The sequence below is a fragment of the Colwellia sp. 12G3 genome (assembly GCF_002836775.1).
Taxonomy (GTDB): Bacteria; Pseudomonadota; Gammaproteobacteria; order Enterobacterales; family Alteromonadaceae; genus Colwellia.
In genome coordinates this window covers 19,226-42,519 of the sequence record NZ_PJAQ01000006.1, presented here as the reverse complement: position 1 = coordinate 42,519, position 23,294 = coordinate 19,226, and the positions used below count along the sequence as shown (strand labels likewise).

The following is a 23,294-nucleotide window of genomic DNA, read 5'->3' as shown; positions in this document are numbered from 1 at the left end:
GGGAACTTAATGACTGATAGTGAACAATTTACCTATCGCGCGCTGTCATTTGTTGAGTTTGTTGATCAGTATGAAAAATGTCTTCCTAAGGCAAGGTTATTTGAATTAAGCCTGCCTTGGCTTGCTGCGACTGAGCAGTTTATGTTGCCTGAAAACAGCCAAGTGATTGTGCATTGTTTATATCAAACAAATGCAGGACAAGAGCCAGTATTAAGCATTGCCTGGCCTTTGGTGCATAATACTAACAAGTCATCTCAACAACAGATTAAATCACTTACCAGCTTTTATTCATCCGTAGCTGAGCCAATATTTTTTACCTCCCCTAATAAAAAGGGTATGTGGCAACTGTTCGATAATATCGGACAACATCATCATTGGCATAGTATGCTACTTGGCGCTTTTGAAGAGGGTTTAGTGGCACAAGTTGTGGTTGACTACTTTCCTTACCAACGGCTGTTTTCTAAAACTGATAATGTCTACCAAGAAGGTATAACTGACTATGCTAGTTATTATCAACAAAGACCAAGCCAATTACGCAACACGATAAAAAGACGTGAAAAAAAGCTGATTAAAGCCCATCAGTATCGCACTGAAGTAGTTACCGAAGTAAATGCGTTTCCTGCTGCATTTACTGCTTATAAAACGATTTACCAACAAAGCTGGAAAGGTGATGAGTTTAGCTTCGATTTTATCGAGCAAGTATGTGTTGCCGCATTAGCTGAAAATAAGCTACGTTTAGGGCTGTTGTTTGTTGATGATGCACCAGCGGCTGCTCAGCTGTGGTTTTTACAAACAGGCACTGATTGCGGAGTTAAGGGTAATAGCGCATGGCTTCAAACTAAATTACAAAGAACCGCTTCTATTTTTAAGTTGGCGTACACGCCTAAGTATCAACAATATTCCGTTGGCTCTATTCTATCTTTGGTATTATCTGAACATGTCATCAGCAAAGACAATGTCACCAGTATTGAATTTGGTATGGGCTCTGAGCCTTATAAAAAAGATTGGTTAACTGAGACAAAAGTACGACAAAGTTATCAGGTTTTTAATCCCCGTAGTATTTATGGTAAGTTAGCTATTATTCGTAGTATTGTACTACCGCGTTTAGTTAAGCTATTCACAAGGAAAAGTAAGTAAATAATGACTTCTGCACAAGCTCACGAGCAAACTCTTGAACAAAAAAACAAACAAACTACTGCGCAACTAATTAAGTTACTCATCGCTATTATTCCAAACTATGATGACGATTTCTGGCACGCCGAGACAGAATTGTTTGGCGCCATTGCAGAATTTGATTCAATGGCATTAGTTACCTTAATTGGTGAGATGGAAGATTATTTTGATATCACGCTTGATGATGATGATATTAGTGCGGAGAACTTTGCCTCAGTCGCTAGTTTGACCGAATTAGTACTTGAGCGTAACTAAGTATTTTTGACTATGATATCGACTAAGGTAGAATTTTATCAAGGCACTAAAGGTCCGCTCTTTCGGATAATTCGAACGCCAGAAAAGGTACTTGCTCACCTGATATTTATTGCGCCCTTGTTCGAGCAGGCTAATCAAACCCGTCATCATATTACTCGTTCTGCCATTAATGCTTATCAGCAAGGGTTGCAAAGCTTTGTCTTTGATCACTATGGTACTGGCGATAGTGGGGGTGAACTAACTGAGGCCAATTTGGCCTTATGGCAGCAAGATATTCTTCTACAGCTTGCCGATATTGCCGCTCATTCAACACAGGCCATTTATTTATCGTTACCTTTATCGGCAGTGTTACTGTTATCGAATGAAATATTAAGGCAAGTTGATGGTGTGCTACTTCAACAGCCAGATTTTAATGGCAAACGTTTTGTACAGCAATTTAAACGTCTAGCGTTAGCTGCTCAGCTTACTAAAAATAATAGTACTGAAAGTGATGATTTTAAGCATGGGGAACTAAGCGAACAGCCGCTTATTGATATTGCGGGCTATCAAATGCAGCCTAGTCTGTTAGACGCGCTCGCCGGGCAGAATTTAAATAAGCTAGCTGATTTCCATATTGATTGTTATTGGTTTGAATGGCAGAGCCCGTCAGAAGAATTAAGCCTTAGCAGGTTAAAGCAGCAGCAAGGCGTAGAGCATAAAAATAGTAAATTACGGGTAGAACAAGTCGATGATGTAAAGTTTTGGCAATCTACCGAGTTACAAATTGCGCAAGCATTTTTAAGAAAAGAACTGCGGGTCTTTTCTAAATTAGCCTTTCCGCAATCAAATTCTGCGAAGTTACTCTCATCTAAAACTGAGACAAATTGATGATAGAGCAAGGTGTTATTTTTAATAGTAATGGTAAGCAATTAGTTGCCATTGAGCATTTGCCAGAGCCTAGTCATCAAAGGCAGACTAAAAAAGGTGTGATTATTGTTGTTGGTGGCCCACAAACTCGTGTTGGCAGCCACAGGCTCTTTGTGGATTTAGCTCGTGCGCTAGCAAATGAGGGGATAGCAGTCTTTCGCTTTGATTATAGCGGTGCGGGCGATAGTGAAGGTGTAGTTAGTACTTTTACTAAAATCCAAGAGGATATTGATGCTGCTATTAAAACCTTTCAACAACGTCATAGTGATATTAATGAGCTGACATTATGGGGCTTATGCGATGCAGCATCGGCTATTTTGTTGTATCTCAATGAAAATCCTCAACAAGCCAATATAAAACATTTATTTTTAGTCAACCCCTGGGTTAGACAAGTACACACACAAGCAAAAACTTACCTTCGTTCCTACTATATTAAGCGATTCCTTAGCACAGCTTTCTGGAAGAAACTCTTATCAGGAAAAGTAAAAGCGAAATCAGTATTCACCGAGGTTCAAGGGTTCCATCAGCAAAGCCAAGAGAATATTGACACACAGGACAACTTTGTTACGCAAATGCTACAAGGGTTAAATAAGTTTTCAGGCCAGTGTGAACTCTTGCTCAGTGGCAATGATTTAACCGCAGATGAATTTAGGTTATTAGTTAAAAGTAATAAGCATTGGCGCGGGGTAACGGCTCGCGATACTATCCATATGAAAATCATTCATCAGGCAGATCATACTTTTTCTCAACGAGATAAAAAGAGCCAGCTAATTAAATTAGTATGTAAGGTATTGATGCGGTAAATAGTTAACAGTTCGTTAAATAATTTACTTAACCGATGTTACTTACCTTAATAAAATGCTTTATAATTACGCAATAAACTAAGTATTCACACTCTAAATCTAGAAAGCTAATCTAGACATATAAGGAAGTAAAATGAAAATAGGGATTATCGTTGGCACCCGCCCTGAAATAATCAAAATGGCACCCGTTATTCGTGAGTGTAAAAAACGCGGAATTGCCTATTTTATTATCCATTCTAATCAACATTACTCACAAGAAATGGATAGTATTTTTTTCAAAGAACTAGAGTTACCGGCACCGGATTATAATCTGGGTGTTGGCTCTGGCTTGCATAGTAATCAAACGGGTAATATTTTGATTGAGATGGAGCCTATCTTATTGCAAGAAAAACCTGATGTGGTCCTCGTGCAAGGTGATACAAATACTGTATTAGCTGGCGCATTAGCGGCGTCAAAACTAGATATTAAGGTAGGCCATATTGAAGCGGGTTTACGTAGTTATGATCGCACTATGCCAGAAGAAACTAACCGTATTCTAACGGATCACATGAGTGAGTATTTATTTGCTGTTGGTCCAAACCAACATGCAATTTTGGCGAAAGAAGGTATTGATAGTGATAAAATTTTCACCGTTGGTAATACGGTTTCTGATTCTTTATTTCAGCATTTAGATATTTCAGCGAGCACAAGTACCATATTGGCAGACTTAGGGGTGGTGTCAGGAGAGTTTTTCTTAGTTACTGCTCATAGAGCTTCTAATGTTGATATTCCAGCAAATTTATTAGAATTATTGGCATTATTTGATAAGTTACATGCCAAATATAGTCAAACTATTGTTTGGCCGATTCATCCAAGAACTCAAGCTAAGCTGAAAGAATTCTCAATAGAATTACCCAGTTATTTAAAGCTTATTCCACCTATTGGCTATTTAGACTTCATTCAATTACAAAAACATGCACAGTTAATTTTAACTGACTCTGGTGGTATACAAGAAGAAGCTTGTTTATTAGGTGTACCTTGTATTACCTTGCGTGAAAATACAGAACGTCCAGAATCTATTGAAGTTGGTGCTAACGTGTTAGTTGGCCGTGATGCTGATAAAGCGTTAGCGGCAGCAGATAAATGGCTTGCTAGTGGCACCAAGAAGTATAACTGGGATAACCCATTTGGTGATGGTCACGTCGCTGAAACGATTTTAGATATTATTACTAATACCGTACCTAGCACGCTTGAGTCTGAAATTATTCCTAAGAACGAAACGTTAAGTGTTATTGGCATGGGTTATATGGGCTTGCCTATTGCAAGTTTATTAGCTGAAGCGGGCTATCATGTCACGGGTGTTGATTTAAATAGTGATAAAGTTGCTGCAATAAATGAAGCACAATGTCCCTTTGATGAAGCGGGCTTACCTGACCTCCTTACTAAGGTAGTTTCACAAGGCTTCTTAAAAGCCAGTACTGAACTGTCTTCAAGTGAAACCTATTTAGTTGCTGTTCCTACGCCACACAAAAATAATAGCTGTGATCGTAGTTATGTTTTTAGTGCCGTTGATGCTATTGCTAAGGTGGCCAAAAATGGTCAAACCGTGATTGTTGAATCAACTATATCGCCACAAACAAGTGTTGCTGTTGCACAGCGATTCGCTGATGCGGGTTTAACTATTGATGTTGTTCATTGCCCTGAGCGTGCAATTCCAGGACAAACCTTGCATGAACTTGTTCACAACGACAGGATAATCGGTGCCGCTAGCTCTACAGCGCAACAAAAAGTTAAAACGATTTACCAAAGCTTTGTTAAAGGTGAAGTATTCTTAACGGATTTGACCACAGCGGAATGTATTAAGTTAGTAGAAAATACTTCTCGCGATGTGGGTATTGCTTTTGCCAATGAACTATCACAAATATGTGAAGAACTTGACGTTGATGTTTATGAAGTTATTCGTTTAGCAAACCGCCATCCAAGAGTGAATGTGTTAACGCCTGGCCCAGGTGTAGGTGGGCACTGTATTCCAATTGACCCTTGGTTTTTAGTTGAAAATACTAAAGCTGGTGAATTTGTCCGTTTAGCCCGAGCCATTAATGATAAACGCCCTAGCATCGTTGCAGAGCAAGCATTAGCATTACTAGGTGACACTAAAGCAAGTTTATTAGGTAAAAAAGTAGGTATATTAGGTGTGGCATATAAGGCAAACGTAGATGATTGCCGTGAGTCACCGGCCGATGCAATTCTTGAATACTTTAAGGATGCGGGCGTTGAAGTTAATTACCATGATCCATATGTACCAAGCTGGCATTGTGACCGCCAAGAAACGATTAGTGACATAGATAATTGGGCCGACGCTCTCATTTTGGTAACAGACCATGAATGTTATGGTAATTTAAGTGTAACGAGTCTCTTGCTCAATACGCGGGCATAAAATACTAAGCCCATTAGCTTTACTGTTAATGGGCTTTATTTTTTGTTAGCTTAGGAATATATAAAATTAGTATGCCGATGTGCTATCTAGGCATGCTCTTAATAATAACAGCAAAGGAAATTCTGCATGAAATTCGTAAAAGCCTCCCTCTATTTAAGTATCGCTCTGGCAATAACGGCCTGTAGTGAGCAAGTTTCGGTTGAATCTCATCTGGAAAATGCCAAAAGTTATTTGAGTCAAAATAAAATAAATGAAAGCATTATTGAATTAAAGAATGCTATTCGAGCTGATAATAAAAATGCAGAAGCGCGCTTTCTATTAGGTCAAATATATTTAAATTTGGGTGATGGTGCTGCAGCAGTAAAAGAGCTTGAGCGATCTAATCAATATAACTATGCATCCAATAAAGTGCTGCCGTTACTTGCACGTGCCTACATATTAACTGACAGCGATGCTGATGTATTGGCATTAAGCACAGCAGCGACCGAGCTCGCTGCTGAAGAGCAAAGCCAGTATCTAGCCTATCAAACACTGGCAGCGTTGCGCAGTGAGCAGCCTGAATTGGCACAGCAAAGTGTTGAATTAGCACAGTCTATTGCTCAGCAAAGTCTTTATAGCATGCTTGCCTCAGCTTACTTGCAGTTATCAGAAAACAAGTATGATGAAGTTAAAACATTAATTTCACGGATTTTAACTATTGATGCGAAACACTTAGATGCGCTTATGCTGCAAGGGCAAGTGTCAATGGTAACTAAAGATTACCAGCAAGCAGCGCTTAGTTTTCAAGCGTATTTAACTCTACAGCCTCGCTCAGGCATTGTGCAATTATTGTTAGCCGATGCATTACTTAAATCAGGGCAAGATGAAGAAGCTGAAAAGTATGCTGATGCCATATTAGCCAAAATTGATAGCCAACCTTTTGCCCACTATATTAAAGCGATTGTGGCTTTTAATGTCAAAGATTTTGATAAAGCGAGTGAGCATGCTGAAATTGCCTTATCGGCGAATTTTAATCAGTTTAATTTGAAGTTAGTCGCGGGAGCGAGTGCCTTTTATTTGAAAAATTGGCAACAGAGTCATCGACATTTAACTTCTGTCGTTAAATACTTACCTAAAGAACATCAAGCTAGACGCATGTTAGCTGTTACTCAACTAGAGCTAGGTTTAATTGATGAAATAAGCGCTACTATTGGTGACTTTGAAGGGAGTCAAGCAGATGATGGCCAATTTATATCTTCATTAAGCTATAAGTTATTGGAGCTTGGCGCAACTGCTGAAGCAAAAAAATTACTCGAGCAGAGTGACGATTCCATAGCTAATAGTGCCAGCGATAATGCTCGAAAAGGTATTTTAAAGTTAATGATGAATGATCCCTCGGGCATTCAGGACTTACAAGATGCCGTTAAGCTAGAGCCAGAATTTATAGAAGCAGAATTAGCGTTAGCTTATGCCTCGCTACAAAATAATGATATTGAAAAAGCGCGAGAAATAGCGGCTAAGTGGCAACAAAAGTATCCCGAAAAAGCTGGCGGGTATAACTTAATGGCAAGTATTGCTATTAAAGAGCAAAAATATGACGAAGCCGAAGATTCATTAAAGCACAGCCTAACATTAGAACCCGATAATATGTTTGCGCTAATTGAGCAACTGAGATTAGCTCGCCAACAAAAAAATGAACCTTTAAGTAAAAAACGGGTAGATTACTTGATAACGCTGACACCAAATAATAATAAAGTTCTGAGACATTATTTTGGTGTTTATCGTAATGAAATGGCGTTAGGCAAGTTGCAGGCTGCTTATCAAACAGATAAGCAGGACCTTAAAAAAGCGATATTAGTTGCTGAAGCCATGGTGAGTTTAGCTCAGTATAAACAAGCAGAAAATTTACTTATTAACTTAGCTCAATCCCCTAAATTACCAAAACGTTATTGGCAATTAATGGTATATAACTACAAAAAACAGAACGAAGGCAAAAAAATTGAATCGACTTTAGAGGATTGGCTAAAAGCAAGTCCATATCATATAGAGCCAGTGGTATTATTAGCTGATTTACATGCTAATACGGGTAATAATGAACGTGCGTTAAATGTAGTGAAACGTGGTTTAGATTACCATCAAGATAATATGGTATTGCAGTTGGTAAAAATGCAATTATTACTTAACAGTAAACAAATTACTCCCGCTAAAACCCTTTATAAAACATTGGTCGTTACCAATATCAATGATGCGCTAAAACAAGGTTTTCTCGGTCGAATTTTCTTATTGGAAGAAAAATTTACTGAAGCAGTACCGAAATTAACGAAACTATATCAAGTCTATCCAAGTAGTCAAAATGCTGTGTATTTAGCCGGTGCTTATATAGGTAATAAAGAAGAGTCAAAAGCAACCAAAGTACTAGAGCATTACTTAACTATTGATCCCAATGAAAACCGGATTAAAACAATGTTAGCGGGTATTTATCTTGAAAATGACACGAATAAAGCCATCACTGTTTATGAGGATGTTGTTAAAAAACAACCAAAAAATGTGATTGCTCACAATAATTTAGCTTGGTTATATTTAGAACAAAATCAGATGGATAAAGCCTTGGTACATGCAGAGGAAGCTTATAGTTTAGCACCTACAATCCCTAATATTGCTGATACTTACGGTAAAGTTCTACTTAAATCAGGGGATAACAGAGGTGCGTTAAAGTATGCCAGTAAAGCATTTGATTTAGCTAAAGGACAGGATACAGATATTCAACTTAATTACATTGAAGCACTTATTGCTAACAGTCGAGCAAATGAAGCAAAAGAACTATTAAGCCAAACGCCTACTAAAACAGATGAACAAACTAAGAAAAAGGCTGTGCTACAAGCCCAATTATAAATGTCTCTAACTATAACAAAAGCGACTGCAATAGCAGTCGCTTTGTTTGTTGTCGCTAAAGTTACTTAACTCGTCAACAAAAGATTGCCTTAGCTACAAGTGAACAGCTGAATTCATCATTAAAGGACTTCCATGAATAAAATAATAATAACATCTGCTATAACGCTAGTATTAAGTTTGGGTGCCTGTAGCGAACAAAAAACAGCAGAGCAATTAATTGCCAGCGCAAATCAATATAGCCAACAAGGTAAACTTTCTAACGCCATTATAGATTATAAAAATGCAGTGCGTTTGGCGCCTAAAAGTGCCGAAGCACGTATAGGCTTAGGTAGAGCATACCTAAATCAAGGTAATTATATTAGTGCGGAAAAAGAATTAGACAAAGCGGTAGAACTTGGCGTTAGCTACGCGCAAGCAGCAACACTACTCGCACAGGTAAAAACTCGTCTAGATAAGTTCGAAGAAGTTGAGCAACTGGTTAAGCTCAGTGAAGAACTCAATGATAATGACTATCTTACTGTTTTAAGTTATGCCGGCATGGCTACGCTTGCTAATGGTCAAGCAGAAAAAGCCCAAGATTATTTTTCTCAAGCTGCCGCCATTTTACCTGAGAGTGCTTACAGTAAACTTTCTCAAGCCTATCTTCTTTATATAGAGAGAGATTTTTCACAAGGGCTAGCAATCATAAATAATCAGTTAACGGAGCAGCCGGCATTTGCTGAAGCATCTTTGTTACAAGGTTACTTATATTTCGTGCTAACTGACTATGAAAAAGCTAGTGATTCATTTGAGCAGTATTTAGAAAGCTATCCACTTGATCATAATATTCGTTTCTTCTTAGTAAATAGCTTAATTAAAGCGGGTAAATTTGAACAAGCAGATGCACTCACAGATAAGTTATTAGCGATATTTAAAAAATCTCCCCTTGCGTTGCAATATAAAGCCCAAATTGCTTTCCAAGCAAATGATTTTTTAAAAGCTAGAGAGTTCGCCAGCCAAGCTGTTGCTTATGATGAAGTTTTTATCATTGCTAAGATGATTGCAGGAGTTAGCTCATATAAGTTAGATGAATTAGAGCAAGCTTATGATTACTTAATTGGCTTAGAGGATATGTTACCTGCAACACACCCCATTAATGTTATTTTGTTATCAATAAAAATAAAATTGGGACATACCGATGATATAGCGTCATCCGTAGCTAAACTAAACGCCTTAAAAAATAGTGATAGCGATAGTGAGTTATTGCAGATCAGCAGTGTAGAGTTAATGAAATCAGGAGACTTTGCTAGTGCACAAACCTTGTTGAACAAAGCGGGACAAGTTTCACCTAGCAGTGCTGGGATTAAAGTCCAGCGTGGTGCGTTACTGCTTAGTCAAGGTGATTTATCAGGGGTTAAATCATTAGAGCAAGCATTAACTATTGACCCGAGCCTACATGAAACTGAATTTGCCTTAGCGCGCCAGTATATTCAAGGGGATGAACTTAGTAAGGCTCAAGTTATTGCCACTAAATGGTTGGCTAGTGAGGAATATCAAGTATCGGGTAATGTTTTATCTGGCTTGATTGCTTCTAGTCAGGAGAAAGTGATTGAAGCCGAGATATATTTTAATAAGGCACTATCACTAGATAAAAATAATATTAGTGCGCTTTATAGTTTAGCCGCAGTATATGAGTTTAAAAAACAAACAGAGCATGCCATCGAGGGTTATGAGAAGGTAATAGAATTAAACCCTAATCATCATAATGCTATTCGACGCTATGGTGTTTTACAAACCAAAAATGAAAATACAGTAACTGCCATTTCTTTTTTAAGTGCCTTACATGATCAAAATAAACTAAATGGTAAGACTCATAAAAACCTTGTTATTGGTTTAGCGCAAAACTTACGCGTTAATAATCAGCTGCCTGCTGCTATTAAGCTGTTAGAAAGCCTTCAAAATGAAAAGAATTTACCATCGCGTTATTGGATAATATTAGCAAACAGTTACACATCTAATCAGCAGAATGATTATGCATTAGCTACCTATAAAAAGGCAGTTAAAGTGACTTCTAATAGCTATATTCTTCGGGTTGGTTATATTAGCGCACTAGAAAAATTAAAAAAATATGGCAAAGCGTTGGTGATAGCTAAACAAGCTAATGAAGATTTCCCTAATGATAATAATTTAATGTCAACATTGGCGTATTTAGAGCTTGCAAATAATAATGAAAAAGCAGCTAAAAAGCAGCTGGAGATGCTAAAAGAAAAAGGTATTTCTAATTTTTTAATTATTGCTACAGAAGCAAAAATCGCCATGATAGAGAAGGATTATGAACAAGCCATCAACTTATATGGTGAAACGTATAAAAAGACGCCAAATGGCAATAATGTGATTAACTTAGCGAGAGCGTTGCAATTCTCTAAGCAAGGTGATGAAGCTGAAAAAGAACTAGAAAGCTATTTATCCAAGAATGCAAATGATAACCAAGTAAGGATGTTACTTGCAGAGTTATACGGTAAAAATAATATTAGTGAAAATAATTCAGCCAAAATTATCTCTACCTATCGAGATATGATAAAGATTCAACCAGATAACATTGTTGCATTAAATAACCTAGCTTGGAAAGAGTATCAAATAAATGATCTTGTTAATGCACAGCTGCATATTGAACAAGCTCTTGCTATAGCCCCAAATGAAATATTCTTACAAGAAAGCTATGGTGTGATTTTAGTCGCTAATAAAACTTATCAACAAGCTATTGAGATATTGACCGCTGCAGTTGAAAAAGGCTCAGTAGAAGTAAATGCTAAAGTTGCCTTAGCGGAAGCTTATATTGCAACTAAGCAACCGGAAGTAGCCAAAGACGTGTTGCTTGGCCTAAGTGCCCATGATAGTGAATTAAATATTAAAATTGCGAAATTGAAAAAGCTTGTTGAATAGCCGATGATTGAATTGAAAGTGAGATAAGTTTGTTGTCAGAAAATTTTACAATCTGTTGTTTTCCTGTTAACCGCATAAAATGTGCCAGTTGCTTGTAATTGATATTAAAGGAAAAATAAAAAAGATTACAAGTTGGCACAACAACTGCCTCTACTGTTTAGATTTTAAAAATAACTTAGAAAACCTAAAAGGAAATTTCATGAACATATTAAAAACTTTTGTAGCAGCTTCTGCAATCGCGTTAGCAAGCTTCGGTGCATCTGCATCGCCAGTTTCTTCAGGTGGTATTACTTGGGATCCAGATTATGTTGGTAATAGCATGACTACATTTGGTCATGACTTTCTTGGTAGCGGTTTATACCAGCAAGAGATAAATGGCATAGTTTCTGGTAACGGTGCCGTAACTTCATTTAATGGTATGAATGCTGGCGACTACTGTACAGTGGTTGATAGCTGTGTACTTACATTTGCGTATTCAGATTTATTAAATAATGGTTTTTTAGATTTTAGTGTATATGATGTTGCTTCACAAACCAGTACTTTATGGTTAAGATTACAAGCAGATTCAGCTGTTCATTCATCTGATGCAAATTCACATGATACTGATGTTTTTTTCAACGCAGTTGATATCGCTGGTACAGTTTACAGTAACTTTAATACCAACACTCAGCAAAATGGTACTGATGTAAAGGCTGTTTCATCTGCTTTTATTTCAGGTGTTAATACTAATACAGGTAGTGTTACTTTTGCTGGTGATTCAATCCCAGAGCCTACTTCAATCGCTCTTTTCGGTTTAGCTCTTATGGGCTTAGCTGGCGCAGCACGTCGTAAAGCTTAATATTGCTTATGACTTAAAACTTCAATGATTTAACTATCAATTAAGTTTTAAAATAAAAACCTCCGAATGGAGGTTTTTTTATGTCTAAAATATATGAAGTTAAATCGGAGTAGGTATTGCGGAGTATTTTATTAATCGACTTAGTAAGAATGAATGGCTGAGGCAATGAGTAAAATTAACATGGCGATGTAGGGAACTCAGCGATTTACAACTTATCGTCATCTTCGAGGTATCTGATCGAAGATCCAGCTGTTTGATTCCCGATAAGACATCTCGGGAATGACATTATCTATCTGTTATAATCATCACCTATAAAAAAGCCCCAGTTTAACTAAGTTAAACTGGGGCTTTTTATAGGACTTGAAAAAGCGGAAGCTTATTTCATGTTAGCGTAATAAGCCGCTAAGTTTTCTATGTCTGTAGGAGTAAGCGCCATAACCATACCTTTCATAGTAGGGTCGTTACGTTTGCCTGATTTAAAATCGGTTAGTTGCTTAACAAGGTAAGCTTCTTTTTGGCCGGCTAAGTTAGGGTAAGTTGGTACAGCTGAAATACCAGCAGCACCGTGACAAGCTGCACACATAACTGATTTTCCTTTACCAGCTGCTGCATCGCCAGCAAATACAGGAGATGCCATCATAACCGTTGCTGTTGCAACAGCAAGTATAAGTTTATTCATAGTTTCACTCTCTTTGGTTTAAAGGTTTTGTAACCAAGGTAAAATGCAAGCATGATAGTTGAGTTACAAAGATAAATTATCTGTTTCGAGTATATGAAAATTATACTAACTTGTCGTTGATTTTTTTATCGAAACTTCTGATTAACATCAAGCTTTAGTCGTATAATTAGCTATATTCAACAAGATAGTAATACTGATCATTATGACAACTTTAACAGCCTTGCAAAGTCTTTCATCCTTAACTTATCAAATAGACCACTTAAACGTGATATTTAAAAATGATTGGTATCAAGAAAATATTGATGAATTGATCGAACTACTATTCCTTCCCATCCAATCCGTTGTTATAAAAGAGAAGATCATTGGGGCTGATCGAGAGAACATTCGCTTTAGCTGGGAGAATTGTTATTTTGTATTGAATTTTGAATATTATAGCCAATCATGTTGGATTGAAGGGCAAGATAGTACGAGTACAAAACAGTTAACGACACTTCACTTGGCAATAACAAAACAATGAACCTAAAGAAGAAGCCTATTGATAAAATTTTAATAAGTGCCTGCTTTTTAGGTAAGCGTGTTCGTTATAACGGCATAGTACAAACGCTTGAGAGTAAGTTATTGCAACAATGGCAGGCAGAAGGCAGATTATTTTCTATATGTCCTGAAGTTATTTCGGGCTTACCTGTACCAAGGCCGCCCGCAGAAATAAATCAACTGACAAAAAAGGTGATTACCATTGAATTTATTGATGTTACCAGTCAGTTTGCTAATGGAGCTAACCAGGCTCTTCTTCTATGTCAACAGCACAATATTCAATTTGCTTTGTTAAAAGAGTCAAGTCCCTCATGTGGCAGTAATACTATTTATGACGGTACTTTTTCTCAAAAAAAGATTGCTGGTGAAGGGCTAACAACTCAGCTTTTACGTCAGCATGGTATTAAAGTCTTTTGTGAAGATTCCATTGAAGAATTGGCTGAGCTAATAAATTGTAGTGATCCGACCAGTTAGTGTGCATAATGAATTAACCGATTAATAATATAAAAATAAAGAGGTAATTCTATGGCCAATAAATTCAGTACCATCATTAGCAAAGTTAACAAAACACCAACGTTCATACGTTCATTTTTACTAACAAAATTATTTTCTAGCAAAGTGAAATTTGCAGGAACCACGGGTATTGTCATTAAGGAAATTACCCCACAAAAAACACAGTTGTTCTTGGCTAATAAAAAAGCAGTACAAAATCATATTGGTGGTATTCACGCAATTGCCGCCGCTGTGTTAGCAGAGTCCGCCACGGGTATAGTTTTTGGTATGAATGTTCCAGATTCAAAGCTACCTTTACTTAAGTCTATGCAGGTCAATTATCAACGACGCATGCAAGGTGGATTAAGTGCAATAGCCCGCTTATCCGATGAGCAAGTCAGACTTATTTCCCAAGAAGATAAAGGCAGCATTTTCGTGCCGGTAACGATAGAAGATGAATCAGGACAAGCACCTATAGAATGCCAGATGGAATGGGCATGGGTAAGTAAAAAAAGAGCTAACTAAACTAGCAATGCTTAATGCCTTGCTAGGCTATATGGTATAAAATATGGTTCAAGGGAACTGAACTATGTTGATAAGTTATGACTAGCAATAAAACCAATAAAAATGACAATAATTTACTCGCTAAAGAGGCTACTTTAGCTGAGATTAAAGCTATGCCATTTCATCAATACTTTACGGTATATTTTATTGCCATATTTTTGGTCGTTGCTGCTGCTTTATCTTCTGCATTATTGTATTTTTCTCAGCAATCTACGTCTTCTCAAGCGCTAATCACTGAACATCTAGTACCGTTACAAACACAGCTTCTACAGCAAACTTACTTGATTAATGCAAATAAACTCGTTGATAAAATATTGCAAAATAGCGATGAGCATGAATTCATTGTTTTGCAGCATGAACTTTCCCTACAAAATAAAAAGTTATCGTTACTAAAATCCCAGCATAAAAATAGTTATCAGCAATGGTTTGACAACAAAAATGTCGCTATCAATCTAATTACTCGTATTGAGTCAAGTCAGAAAATAAATGAAGTATCAAAGAATAACGCCTTAGTCCTACTTGATACGTTGCTTGATGCGATAAAAATTCAATTTAATAATACAGAAACAAACTTAAAGCAAGCTGAGCTATTAACTAAAGTAGAAAATCAACTTTCTATTACAGTGGTTATGCTTAAGCGCCTGAATCTACAAACGCCACGTGGAGATTTCGAACAGTTAAGTGATCAAATAAATTCTATGTTCGTTGCCGATTATGCCAAACAATTAGCTAAATTACAGAGTGATAGTCAAGGTATGGCCGACATTGTTAGAGACTTTATTCATTTTGAAGATATTATATTAAAACGTGGTTTGTTAACTAAGTGGCAAGCTCAATTAACGTTGATAGATGATTATCAACAACAGCTTGTTGCTCAACAACAGCAATTACAAAATATTCTTAACGCCTTATCCGAAAATAGCCAAGGGTTGAACCTTGTAATAAATGATTATGTAGCAAGGAATAAACAAGCCAAATTAGCCAATCAATTACCCCGATGGATAGTTATCCTATTTACGTTAACATTAAGCTGTATTGCAGTGTTACTTTGGCTAACACGAAGAGGTTTAAAATCCGCTACTCAGTCAACTCACCATTTTATTAATCGTGCCTTAGATGGCGAACAGCTACCATTGATATCGCATAAGAAACCTGGATTTATTCACCTGCAACAAAAAGATTTTTATAGCACTGAATCTGAACAGTTAGTTAAGAAAATACAACAAATAAATGATAGTAATTATAGTGAAGTAGCATATTTAGCGCTGACGGATAGAAATCAGGTTCTTGAAGAAAAAATGATTAAAGCGAGCGATAAGCAAGCAGCATTAAAACTAGAATTGGAGTTGCTTGAATGTACTACTTTGGAAAAATCTACTTCACAATTATTACTTGAACAACAAGGTTGGAATACACTTTACTTAGGAGCTGTAAAGCAGTTAGTGTTATTAGGAAGTAGTGCGCTGACAACAAATATCATTAATAAAAATGGCGCTGGTACACAAGTGAATTACTTGTATGATGCTCACCTTCAAGGTCGAGAGTTAGTGAGCAAACTAAGACAAGTTAGTTGTTACCGATACTTGCAAAGTTGTGATGCCGTACTGACATTCAATGATGTAAATCTTGTTAGCCAAATACAGGCTATTTTACTTAATTTATCTAATAATCTATTTTTTTGTAAAAATAAAGTATCGGTGAGTATTGATGAAAAAATACTTACGGAGGTAAATCTAGATGCAGAATTATTTTCTGAAATGTTTAATATTTATATCCGCCTGCTGCTCTCTCAAGAAACAGGTAGAGAGTTAGCGCTCAGTTTACAGTTGGTTGATAAAAATAATGGCCAACAAAAAATATGTTTTAGTGGTCATGTTCAGGGCGAAGAGAAGATAGTACAACTGCCACATGCGCTACAAGGTTTTAATGTTGATAGTACCGAGCAAAGTGAGATTGGTGATTACTTTATTACTTTATTGCAATACCAACATGGCGATGATGTTAGCGCTAAATTAACCGAGCAAGGTTACCTGTTCAGTTTCACCTTACCTTTAGCGGTTGCTAGTAATCAAAAAAATCAACGTTATCCTTTACTGTTACTACCAAGCCATTTAGTTGATATTGAAAATGTTTGCCTAAAATTAGCAACTAAGTATCTTGCTATGCCTATAGACGTGTTACTTGCAGTAAAAGTACCTGAACAATATCAACGTTTACAACAATTGTTGCAAGCTCTCGGGTTACAAATTACCTTTGTAACTTGCGAACGGATGTTACAACAACATTGGCAAAGTGGTCGCTTCGCCGTATTGATGACAGAAATTGATTGTCAGCCTTTTGCCCATTTTATGGTTGAGGAAGGTGACCAATATTCAGATAACATTGCCTTAGACCGTGGCGTATTTAGTTTGGCTGGCTTTACAGGTATTCCAAAAAAACCAGAGGAATACTCTGGCTGGATTGTTGGCGAGTTAGATGCTAAAAGTGCCGTAGATGAATTAATCACGACAATGCAACCATGGATAAAAGAGCAAAAAAGTGAGAGTTGTCTTTCCGAACAAGTGATTCCTCTCAATAAAGGTAAAGAGACTGCTAGTGCGCAAGTCTTAGCTGTAAATTCACCCGTAAGCTTTAATTTTGAGCGTTATATAAAACATCAAGGCTCTACTGAATTAGCCATATTTATGCTCGGGGAATATACAGCGGAAAACATCTTTTTGGTTGAACAATTAAGTCATGCTTTGACCTGTGATGATACTGAAAAAGCTGAGGCTGCTATCGAAGCATTATTGATTAACAGCAAGATACTTGCGGCAGATAACTTAGTGCAGCTATGTCAACATTGGGAGAAGCTACTTACAACTCAAGGGGTAGATAACACTGAAAAAGTACAAATAAGCTTAATGAGTAAAACAAAACAAGCGGTACAAGAAATTAACCAGTATGCAGATGCCGTTGTGTAGTTTAAGTTTATGATAGCGTGAGTATTATCAGCAGTGTTATTATAACTCTATAAGGAGTATCTTGAATAATTATAAGAGCAATAAACAAATAAAGTTAACTGACAGCCCATGTGTGCGTAATTGTTGCTTAGATGACGATGACCTTTGTCTGGGCTGTTTTCGTCATATTGATGAAATTGTCGCTTGGCGCAGTTACTCTAACGAAGAAAAGCAGCAAGTTACTAACTTGTGCCAACAAAGGCGAGAGAATAACCAGAGTAAATCCAATGGTTAGATATATATGACGCATACGTTATCTCAATAGCTTTATCTATATACCCGTTCCACTTGAAGATGCATGATTTAGCTGGAATTAGAAACGCATTTAGGCAAGGCATTGATTGAAGAGAATAGTTATTCTATTGTCGAAATCAATAACGCAGCTTAAAGCGTTTATAAACCAGCCCTTTGGGGAAGGCTGAGCAAATCATACTCGTCGTTACATTTGTTTTTAAGGGAATGACCCTTAATAAAAAAATGTGCCTTGATTATGAATCGCTCAGACTTCCTGAAACGAGCATCTTAAGTGGAATGGGTATATACCTTGAATCTTGAACATATAATCGAATTTAAAAAGGACTTTTTGTGATTAATAAGAAAACCCTCAAATCAATACTTTCCTTCACCGAGCACCAAAACCCAGCGCCAAGTTTTATTGTTATTTATATTCTCACGTGGCTTGTTTGGCATAATCAACTATTTAGTTATTTTATACAGGCTCAAGGTGATTTTTTAACAAAAGTAAGCACATCTTTAGTATCTCTTGAAGAAAATCAATACCTTGTCGTCTTATTGTTAACGTGCATTGTCTTTCTTGGACGTTTGATTATTAATTACTTTAGTTTTAAATCGAGAGAACTTTTAAATTCAGCAGATGATGATTTTGTTACTGCTCGAGACGACCGAAAGTTTGCTCACAACACAGACGTTGCTAATGTGATGGCAGCCTTGACAAAAACCAAAGAACAGCTGGTGGATAGTAGAGCAAGAGAGCAAAAGGCAATTTGTGAAAGGAATGATGCGATAAAAAAACTCTTGAACCTACAACATGAGCTAGATGAAGCCAGAGCGGATATTGATATGCTCAACAAAGTATAAACACTTTTTATGATGTTATGGCTTAGGCATCTCTAGTAAGCCCTTTCTCAACGGAGCGGATCAAGCGTAGTGTTAATCGATGGTTTTTTGCTTGCTCTGCTGCCACTTTATCCGTAAGCATTTTTTTATTCTGCTGCTGTGTTAGCGCCCAATTGATATGCTCAGCAACAAGTTCACTTACTTCAGAAAGTTTTTCGGTTAATGCGGTTACCACAATATCACTGTAAGGGGCATTACCTAATGCCACCGCAATATTACGCTGCCAGCTTTGAAAGCCAATACGTCTTATCGGAGATCCTTGCAAAGTATTGAGGAAGTAATCTTCTGACCAAGAAAATAATTCTAGTAAGCTGATATCATCAAGGTTATTTCTCGCCTGAAAATCATCAACAAGACCAAGTTTAGCGTACTTATTCCAAGGGCAAATTAATTGGCAATCATCGCATCCATAGATACGATTCCCCATTAAAGGGCGCAACTCTTCAGGTATGGCATCGGGCGATTCAATAGTGAAATAAGAAATGCAACGCCGGGCATCAACAGTATAAGGCTCTACTATCGCCTTCGTCGGGCAGATTTTAATACAGGCTACACAAGTGCCGCAATCATTGGTTTTAGTTTGTGTTTCAATCGCTTTAATCGCATTAGCACTATATTCATTACGACTAACTGGCAAGGGAATATCGACAAATAGCTCACCGAGAAAAAACCAAGAGCCGGCTTCTTTATTGATTAATAAAGTATGTTTACCAGCCCAACCCAACCCCGCTTTTTCTGCTAGTGGTCTTTCCATTACCGGTGCTGAATCAACAAATGGTCGGCAGTTAAATTCGCTACAATGCTCTGCTATTTTCTTTCCTAATTGCTGCAAGCGTTTACGCATTAATTTATGATAATCACGACCGAGTGCATACCTGCTGATATAAGCTTTGCTTTTATCTTTTAGGATGCTTGAAAACTTAGCATTTTGTGGCAGGTAATCTAAACGTACGCTAATAACTCTAATGGTACCGGGTACTAATTCTGCTGGTCGAGCACGCATTAAACCATGGCGCGCCATATAATCCATATTGCCGTGATAGCCATTCGCCAACCACCGCTCTAGGACAGATTCGTGATCAGATAAATCAATATCACTGATGCCTAAATCAGAAAAACCTAATTCTTTGCCCCAGAACTTGATTTTTTCTGCTAATTCTTGATAGTTAATAAGAGACGTTGTCATAAAATAAAGTCAGCTTCGGCTTGTTTGTTAAATCATTTATTGAGGTTGAATTATAACCATGAAATTATCGCTAAGTTTATCACAAAAGCCCCCTATGACATCAGTGTATAGTGCCAAACAGGTATTAGAAAATGAAGCCGATATTGCGCAAAGTCAAAACATAAGCTTATTTGAGCTAATGCAGCGTGCGGGATTAGCTGCTTTTGAGCAATTATTGAAAAGTTGGCCCAATGCCAAACATATATTAGTGCTCTGCGGTAAGGGTAATAATGGTGGCGATGGTTTTATTCTTGCTCAATTAGCGCACCACGCCAATATAAGGGTTAGTGCTCTACTGACGTGCGATGTGAGTCAGTTGAAGGGAGATGCCTTACTCGCTTATCTAATGATGATATCTGCAGGGGGGAAACTTATTATCGATAATATTGGCGATAGGAATAATAAAGAAGGTGTCGATATTATTAATAACTTTAGCGGAGAGGTCATCGTTGATGCGTTATTTGGTATCGGTTTTACCGGACAATTATCTAGCCTTATGCGGAGGTTAGTTGCCAGCATTAATCAGCATGATGCAAGCGTTATAAGTATAGATGTGCCATCAGGGCTTTGTGCGACAAGCGGTCAAGTTAAGGGCAATACTATAGAAAACCAAGCCGTTGTTGCCTGTGTCACAGTAACTTTTATTGTTTATAAACAAGGGTTACTCACAGGGCAGGCAGCAACTTTTGTCGGAAAATTAATACTTAGCCCGTTAGCATTAAATAAGGCCTTCACCGATAAAATAGACACAGTTAATTATTATTCGAAATTCACAAGCCCCTTAAATCTACCTAAGCGCTTAGCGGCCAGTCATAAAGGTGACAGCGGATTACTACTAACGGTTGGCGGTGGTTTGGGGATGCCAGGGGCAATTCGCCTTGCCAGTGAATCAGCTTTGCGTTGTGGTGCCGGTTTAGTTGCAGTGAGTTGTCACCAAAATAATCAAGCGTTTATCATGAGCGGCCGACCTGAGTTGATGTTAGCACCAGTAAGCAGTGTTTTATTAGCTAGCTCAACTCAACTGCATAAAGCCAAAGCGTACCTCATCGGTCCAGGATTAGGGCAAAGTGAAGAAGCACAGCAGCTATTTGAATTAATATGCAAAACTAGTCAAGCACAGAATAAATCCGCAGTTCTTGATGCCGATGCTTTAATACTATTAAGTAAGACCAAACAAAAATGTAATCATTGGATATTAACACCACACCCAAAAGAAGCGGCTGCACTATTACATTGTGATGTTGCTACGGTTGAGGCAGACCGTTTTTCTGCCGTACGCACTATTGCTAATCAATATGGTGGTATTTGTTTACTTAAAGGAGCGGGTACATTAATTTCAGATGGAGAGCATGTTGTTATCAATAACTCAGGTAATGCGGGAATGGCATCGGGTGGTATGGGTGATGTATTAAGCGGGATTATTAGTGCTTTAGTGATGCAAAGTGATAATAATTTTTACTCAACATGCATCGCGGCATATATTCATGGTGCTGCAGCTGATATTATAGCCAGTAATAATGGTCAGCGAGGCTTGTTAGCGAGTGATTTATTTATACCATTGCAGCAACTGCTTAATGGGAAAATGTCCAATCGTTAATGTCGTTATAGTTGTCGCAACAAATATAGAAAAGTAAAATGAAGCAATTAGAATATTTTTTACCTGATGAAGCTGCCACCATTGCCATGGGCTCAGGATTGGCAGAAGTACTTAAAAGTGCCACCGTTCAACAAGCGCTAGTGGTTTACCTTAACGGTGATTTAGGCGCAGGTAAAACGACGCTTACTCGAGGATTTGTCCGAGGTATGGGGCATGTAGGTAATGTAAAAAGCCCTACTTATACCTTGGTTGAACCTTATGAATTAGCGAAGTGGCGAATATTTCATTTTGATTTATATCGGCTTGCTGATGCTGAAGAATTAGAATATATGGGCATTCGAGATTATTTTAATAATGACTGTTGTTGTTTTATTGAATGGCCAGAAAAAGGCACTGGGCTATTGGCTAAACCAGATTTAATCATTAATATAGCGTATCAAGATGAACAAAGAATCATCAAGCTGCAAGCAGAATCGGTTCATGGCGAACAAGTTTTAACCGCGCTTGCACATATTATAAAGTTATAAAAATTGGGGTAGTTGGATGTATCGGAGAAGTCTCCTAGCGATAGCAAAGCTACGTGTTCTAAGTTTGCTATGTGTTATAGCTTTATCAAGTTTATTTTCGGTGAGTACTTTTGCTGCCAATAGCATTGATGGCATTCGTGTGTGGCCAGCGCCAGAAAATACTCGTATTGTTTTTGATGTTAAGCAAAAGCCAGACTATAAATTTTTTACCCTTAGTAAACCAGACCGATTGGTAATTGACTTTACCGATACAAAAAATACCGTTTCATTACGTAGCCTTGCAGTTAACGATCCTCGAGTTAAGCTTTTTCGTTCCAGTGTCAGTAAGGGTAAAACCCGCTTAGTATTAGAATTAACTAAATCTTATCAGCTCACCGTTTTTCCATTAGCACCTGCGGGACAATACGGAAATCGCTTGGTGATTGATCTTTACGATAAAAATCGTAGTCAAAAGAATGTTTCTAAACCAAAGGAAAGTGTTGGCGATATCATTATTGGCATTGATGCCGGTCATGGTGGTGAAGATCCCGGTTCAATTGGTGGTAAAGGTACCTACGAAAAAAGAGTAACCTTAGCGATAGCTAAAAAATTGCAGAAGTTAATTAATAACGAAAAGGGTATGAAAGCGGTAATGATCCGAAGTGGTGATTATCATGTCGATTTGAATCGTCGCACTAGCTTAGCGAGAGATAAACATGTAGATTTTTTTGTCTCAATACATGCAGATGCTTTTCATACCCCCAAGCCCAGTGGAGCCTCAGTTTGGGTGGTAACTAAAAGTCGTGCAGAATCAGAATTATCGAGATGGTTGCTAAATCGAGAGAAAAAATCAGAATTATTGGGCGGTGGTGGCGGTGTAATTAAAAATACCTCAGACAGTCATTTAGCGCTAGCTTTAGCTGATATGAGCAAAGAGCACTCATTAGGCGTCAGTTTTGGTGTGGCTAATAATGTCATAAAAGAGCTTGAAAAAATCACTACAATGCACAAAAAAACACCTCAAAATGGTAACTTCGCGGTACTTAAATCGTCGGATATACCTTCAATACTGGTCGAAACAGGCTTTATTTCTAATCATAAAGAAGAACAAAACCTAATCTGGTCTAAACACCAGCAACGCTTAGCTGATGCAATTCATAACGGTATCAAAAATCACTTTATGGCACACCCCTTAACAGGGTCTTATTTTGCTTCAGTAGGCTATAAAAAGCATAAGGTACGTAGCGGAGAGTCACTATCTGTATTAGCCAAACGTTACAATACATCGATGAGTAAGTTAATAAATATCAATGGTTTAAAATCTAATTCATTAAGAATTGGTCAAACATTAAAAATTCCCCGTACCGGATAAAC

The 23,294-nt window shown here is 37.5% G+C and carries 19 protein-coding genes; 17 read left to right on the top strand and 2 right to left on the bottom strand.

Annotation, left to right across the window (positions count from 1 at the left end):
• Positions 1 to 9: 9 nt before the first annotated feature.
• From CXF71_RS01930 to CXF71_RS01895, 8 genes are all read left to right on the top strand, one after another.
• The gene (locus tag CXF71_RS01930) at positions 10 to 1,137 is read left to right on the top strand and encodes a GNAT family N-acetyltransferase (RefSeq protein WP_198559804.1); all 1,128 of its coding nucleotides are present in this window, start codon (positions 10 to 12) and stop codon (positions 1,135 to 1,137) included.
• A 3-nt stretch (positions 1,138 to 1,140) separates the two neighbouring features.
• On the top strand, positions 1,141 to 1,428 hold the full coding sequence (locus tag CXF71_RS01925) for an acyl carrier protein (RefSeq protein WP_101231313.1): 288 nt from the start codon (positions 1,141 to 1,143) through the stop codon (positions 1,426 to 1,428).
• Positions 1,429 to 1,440: 12 nt separating this feature from the next.
• Positions 1,441 to 2,295 carry a hydrolase 2, exosortase A system-associated gene (locus CXF71_RS01920; RefSeq protein ID WP_101231312.1) on the top strand — a complete coding sequence of 285 codons (855 nt, stop codon included), beginning with the start codon at positions 1,441 to 1,443 and terminating at the stop codon, positions 2,293 to 2,295.
• Entirely contained in the window at positions 2,295 to 3,137 is an 843-nt protein-coding gene (locus CXF71_RS01915) for a hydrolase 1, exosortase A system-associated (RefSeq protein WP_101231311.1), read from the top strand. Before CXF71_RS01920 ends, CXF71_RS01915 begins: the two co-directional genes overlap by 1 nt.
• Before the next feature lie 133 nt (positions 3,138 to 3,270).
• Complete coding sequence (gene wecB / locus CXF71_RS01910; protein ID WP_101231310.1) at positions 3,271 to 5,553, top strand: non-hydrolyzing UDP-N-acetylglucosamine 2-epimerase; 2,283 nt, start codon at positions 3,271 to 3,273, stop codon at positions 5,551 to 5,553.
• A 126-nt stretch (positions 5,554 to 5,679) separates the two neighbouring features.
• Positions 5,680 to 8,424 (top strand): XrtA/PEP-CTERM system TPR-repeat protein PrsT, encoded by a 2,745-nt coding sequence (gene prsT, locus CXF71_RS01905; RefSeq protein ID WP_101231309.1) that lies wholly within the window; start codon positions 5,680 to 5,682, stop codon positions 8,422 to 8,424.
• A 132-nt stretch (positions 8,425 to 8,556) separates the two neighbouring features.
• Positions 8,557 to 11,346 carry an XrtA/PEP-CTERM system TPR-repeat protein PrsT gene (gene prsT / locus CXF71_RS01900; RefSeq protein ID WP_101231308.1) on the top strand — a complete coding sequence of 930 codons (2,790 nt, stop codon included), beginning with the start codon at positions 8,557 to 8,559 and terminating at the stop codon, positions 11,344 to 11,346.
• A gap of 199 nt (positions 11,347 to 11,545) precedes the next feature.
• Positions 11,546 to 12,184, top strand: a complete 639-nt coding sequence (locus CXF71_RS01895) for a PEP-CTERM sorting domain-containing protein (RefSeq protein ID WP_157826677.1) — start codon at positions 11,546 to 11,548, stop codon at positions 12,182 to 12,184.
• A 376-nt stretch (positions 12,185 to 12,560) separates the two neighbouring features.
• Here the strand turns inward: CXF71_RS01895 and CXF71_RS01890 are convergent, their stop codons facing one another.
• Positions 12,561 to 12,863 carry a c-type cytochrome gene (locus tag CXF71_RS01890; protein ID WP_101231306.1) on the bottom strand — a complete coding sequence of 101 codons (303 nt, stop codon included), beginning with the start codon at positions 12,861 to 12,863 and terminating at the stop codon, positions 12,561 to 12,563.
• 202 nt (positions 12,864 to 13,065) lie between these two features.
• On the opposite strand from CXF71_RS01890, the gene CXF71_RS01885 reads away from it, so the two are divergent.
• The 6 genes from CXF71_RS01885 to CXF71_RS01860 all read left to right on the top strand — a co-directional run bounded on the left by CXF71_RS01885 (position 13,066) and on the right by CXF71_RS01860 (position 18,553).
• Positions 13,066 to 13,380: a DUF3630 family protein gene (locus CXF71_RS01885; protein ID WP_101231305.1), complete on the top strand. Its 315-nt coding sequence runs from the start codon at positions 13,066 to 13,068 to the stop codon at positions 13,378 to 13,380.
• On the top strand, positions 13,377 to 13,871 hold the full coding sequence (locus tag CXF71_RS01880; RefSeq protein WP_101231304.1) for a DUF523 domain-containing protein: 495 nt from the start codon (positions 13,377 to 13,379) through the stop codon (positions 13,869 to 13,871). Before CXF71_RS01885 ends, CXF71_RS01880 begins: the two co-directional genes overlap by 4 nt.
• 51 nt (positions 13,872 to 13,922) lie before the next feature.
• Entirely contained in the window at positions 13,923 to 14,414 is a 492-nt protein-coding gene (locus CXF71_RS01875) for a DUF4442 domain-containing protein (protein ID WP_101231303.1), read from the top strand.
• A 77-nt stretch (positions 14,415 to 14,491) separates the two neighbouring features.
• The gene (locus tag CXF71_RS01870; protein WP_101231302.1) at positions 14,492 to 17,416 is read left to right on the top strand and encodes a hypothetical protein; all 2,925 of its coding nucleotides are present in this window, start codon (positions 14,492 to 14,494) and stop codon (positions 17,414 to 17,416) included.
• A gap of 61 nt (positions 17,417 to 17,477) precedes the next feature.
• Positions 17,478 to 17,690 (top strand): DUF1289 domain-containing protein, encoded by a 213-nt coding sequence (locus tag CXF71_RS01865; protein WP_101231301.1) that lies wholly within the window; start codon positions 17,478 to 17,480, stop codon positions 17,688 to 17,690.
• A gap of 350 nt (positions 17,691 to 18,040) precedes the next feature.
• Positions 18,041 to 18,553 (top strand): hypothetical protein, encoded by a 513-nt coding sequence (locus tag CXF71_RS01860; RefSeq protein ID WP_232771342.1) that lies wholly within the window; start codon positions 18,041 to 18,043, stop codon positions 18,551 to 18,553.
• A gap of 22 nt (positions 18,554 to 18,575) precedes the next feature.
• Here CXF71_RS01860 and queG read toward each other — a convergent pair whose 3' ends face one another.
• The gene (queG, locus tag CXF71_RS01855; protein ID WP_101231300.1) at positions 18,576 to 19,778 is read right to left on the bottom strand and encodes a tRNA epoxyqueuosine(34) reductase QueG; all 1,203 of its coding nucleotides are present in this window, start codon (positions 19,776 to 19,778) and stop codon (positions 18,576 to 18,578) included.
• 58 nt (positions 19,779 to 19,836) lie between these two features.
• Here queG and CXF71_RS01850 point away from each other — a divergent pair, with 58 nt between their 5' ends.
• Genes CXF71_RS01850 through CXF71_RS01840 form a run of 3 tightly spaced genes read left to right on the top strand, consistent with a single transcriptional unit; the run spans position 19,837 to position 23,292 of the window.
• Positions 19,837 to 21,414, top strand: a complete 1,578-nt coding sequence (locus CXF71_RS01850; RefSeq protein ID WP_101231299.1) for an NAD(P)H-hydrate dehydratase — start codon at positions 19,837 to 19,839, stop codon at positions 21,412 to 21,414.
• A gap of 38 nt (positions 21,415 to 21,452) precedes the next feature.
• Entirely contained in the window at positions 21,453 to 21,941 is a 489-nt protein-coding gene (gene tsaE / locus CXF71_RS01845; protein ID WP_101231298.1) for a tRNA (adenosine(37)-N6)-threonylcarbamoyltransferase complex ATPase subunit type 1 TsaE, read from the top strand.
• A gap of 16 nt (positions 21,942 to 21,957) precedes the next feature.
• Positions 21,958 to 23,292, top strand: coding sequence for an N-acetylmuramoyl-L-alanine amidase (locus tag CXF71_RS01840; protein ID WP_101231297.1), 1,335 nt, complete (start codon positions 21,958 to 21,960; stop codon positions 23,290 to 23,292).
• Positions 23,293 to 23,294: the final 2 nt, after the last annotated feature.

Bases quoted from the DNA above. Each gene is read 5' to 3' on its own strand.
- CXF71_RS01920 (WP_101231312.1), top strand. From the start codon at position 1,441: ATGATATCGACTAAGGTAGAATTTTATCAAGGCACTAAAGGTCCGCTC.
- CXF71_RS01925 (WP_101231313.1), top strand. From the start codon at position 1,141: ATGACTTCTGCACAAGCTCACGAGCAAACTCTTGAACAAAAAAACAAA.
- CXF71_RS01840 (WP_101231297.1), top strand. From the start codon at position 21,958: ATGTATCGGAGAAGTCTCCTAGCGATAGCAAAGCTACGTGTTCTAAGT.
- CXF71_RS01895 (WP_157826677.1), top strand. From the start codon at position 11,546: ATGAACATATTAAAAACTTTTGTAGCAGCTTCTGCAATCGCGTTAGCA.
- CXF71_RS01870 (WP_101231302.1), top strand. From the start codon at position 14,492: ATGACTAGCAATAAAACCAATAAAAATGACAATAATTTACTCGCTAAA.
- CXF71_RS01890 (WP_101231306.1), bottom strand. From the start codon at position 12,863: ATGAATAAACTTATACTTGCTGTTGCAACAGCAACGGTTATGATGGCA.
- prsT (WP_101231308.1), top strand. From the start codon at position 8,557: ATGAATAAAATAATAATAACATCTGCTATAACGCTAGTATTAAGTTTG.
- CXF71_RS01875 (WP_101231303.1), top strand. From the start codon at position 13,923: ATGGCCAATAAATTCAGTACCATCATTAGCAAAGTTAACAAAACACCA.
- CXF71_RS01915 (WP_101231311.1), top strand. From the start codon at position 2,295: ATGATAGAGCAAGGTGTTATTTTTAATAGTAATGGTAAGCAATTAGTT.
- CXF71_RS01850 (WP_101231299.1), top strand. From the start codon at position 19,837: ATGAAATTATCGCTAAGTTTATCACAAAAGCCCCCTATGACATCAGTG.
- wecB (WP_101231310.1), top strand. From the start codon at position 3,271: ATGAAAATAGGGATTATCGTTGGCACCCGCCCTGAAATAATCAAAATG.
- CXF71_RS01885 (WP_101231305.1), top strand. From the start codon at position 13,066: ATGACAACTTTAACAGCCTTGCAAAGTCTTTCATCCTTAACTTATCAA.
- tsaE (WP_101231298.1), top strand. From the start codon at position 21,453: ATGAAGCAATTAGAATATTTTTTACCTGATGAAGCTGCCACCATTGCC.
- CXF71_RS01930 (WP_198559804.1), top strand. From the start codon at position 10: ATGACTGATAGTGAACAATTTACCTATCGCGCGCTGTCATTTGTTGAG.
- CXF71_RS01880 (WP_101231304.1), top strand. From the start codon at position 13,377: ATGAACCTAAAGAAGAAGCCTATTGATAAAATTTTAATAAGTGCCTGC.
- prsT (WP_101231309.1), top strand. From the start codon at position 5,680: ATGAAATTCGTAAAAGCCTCCCTCTATTTAAGTATCGCTCTGGCAATA.
- queG (WP_101231300.1), bottom strand. From the start codon at position 19,778: ATGACAACGTCTCTTATTAACTATCAAGAATTAGCAGAAAAAATCAAG.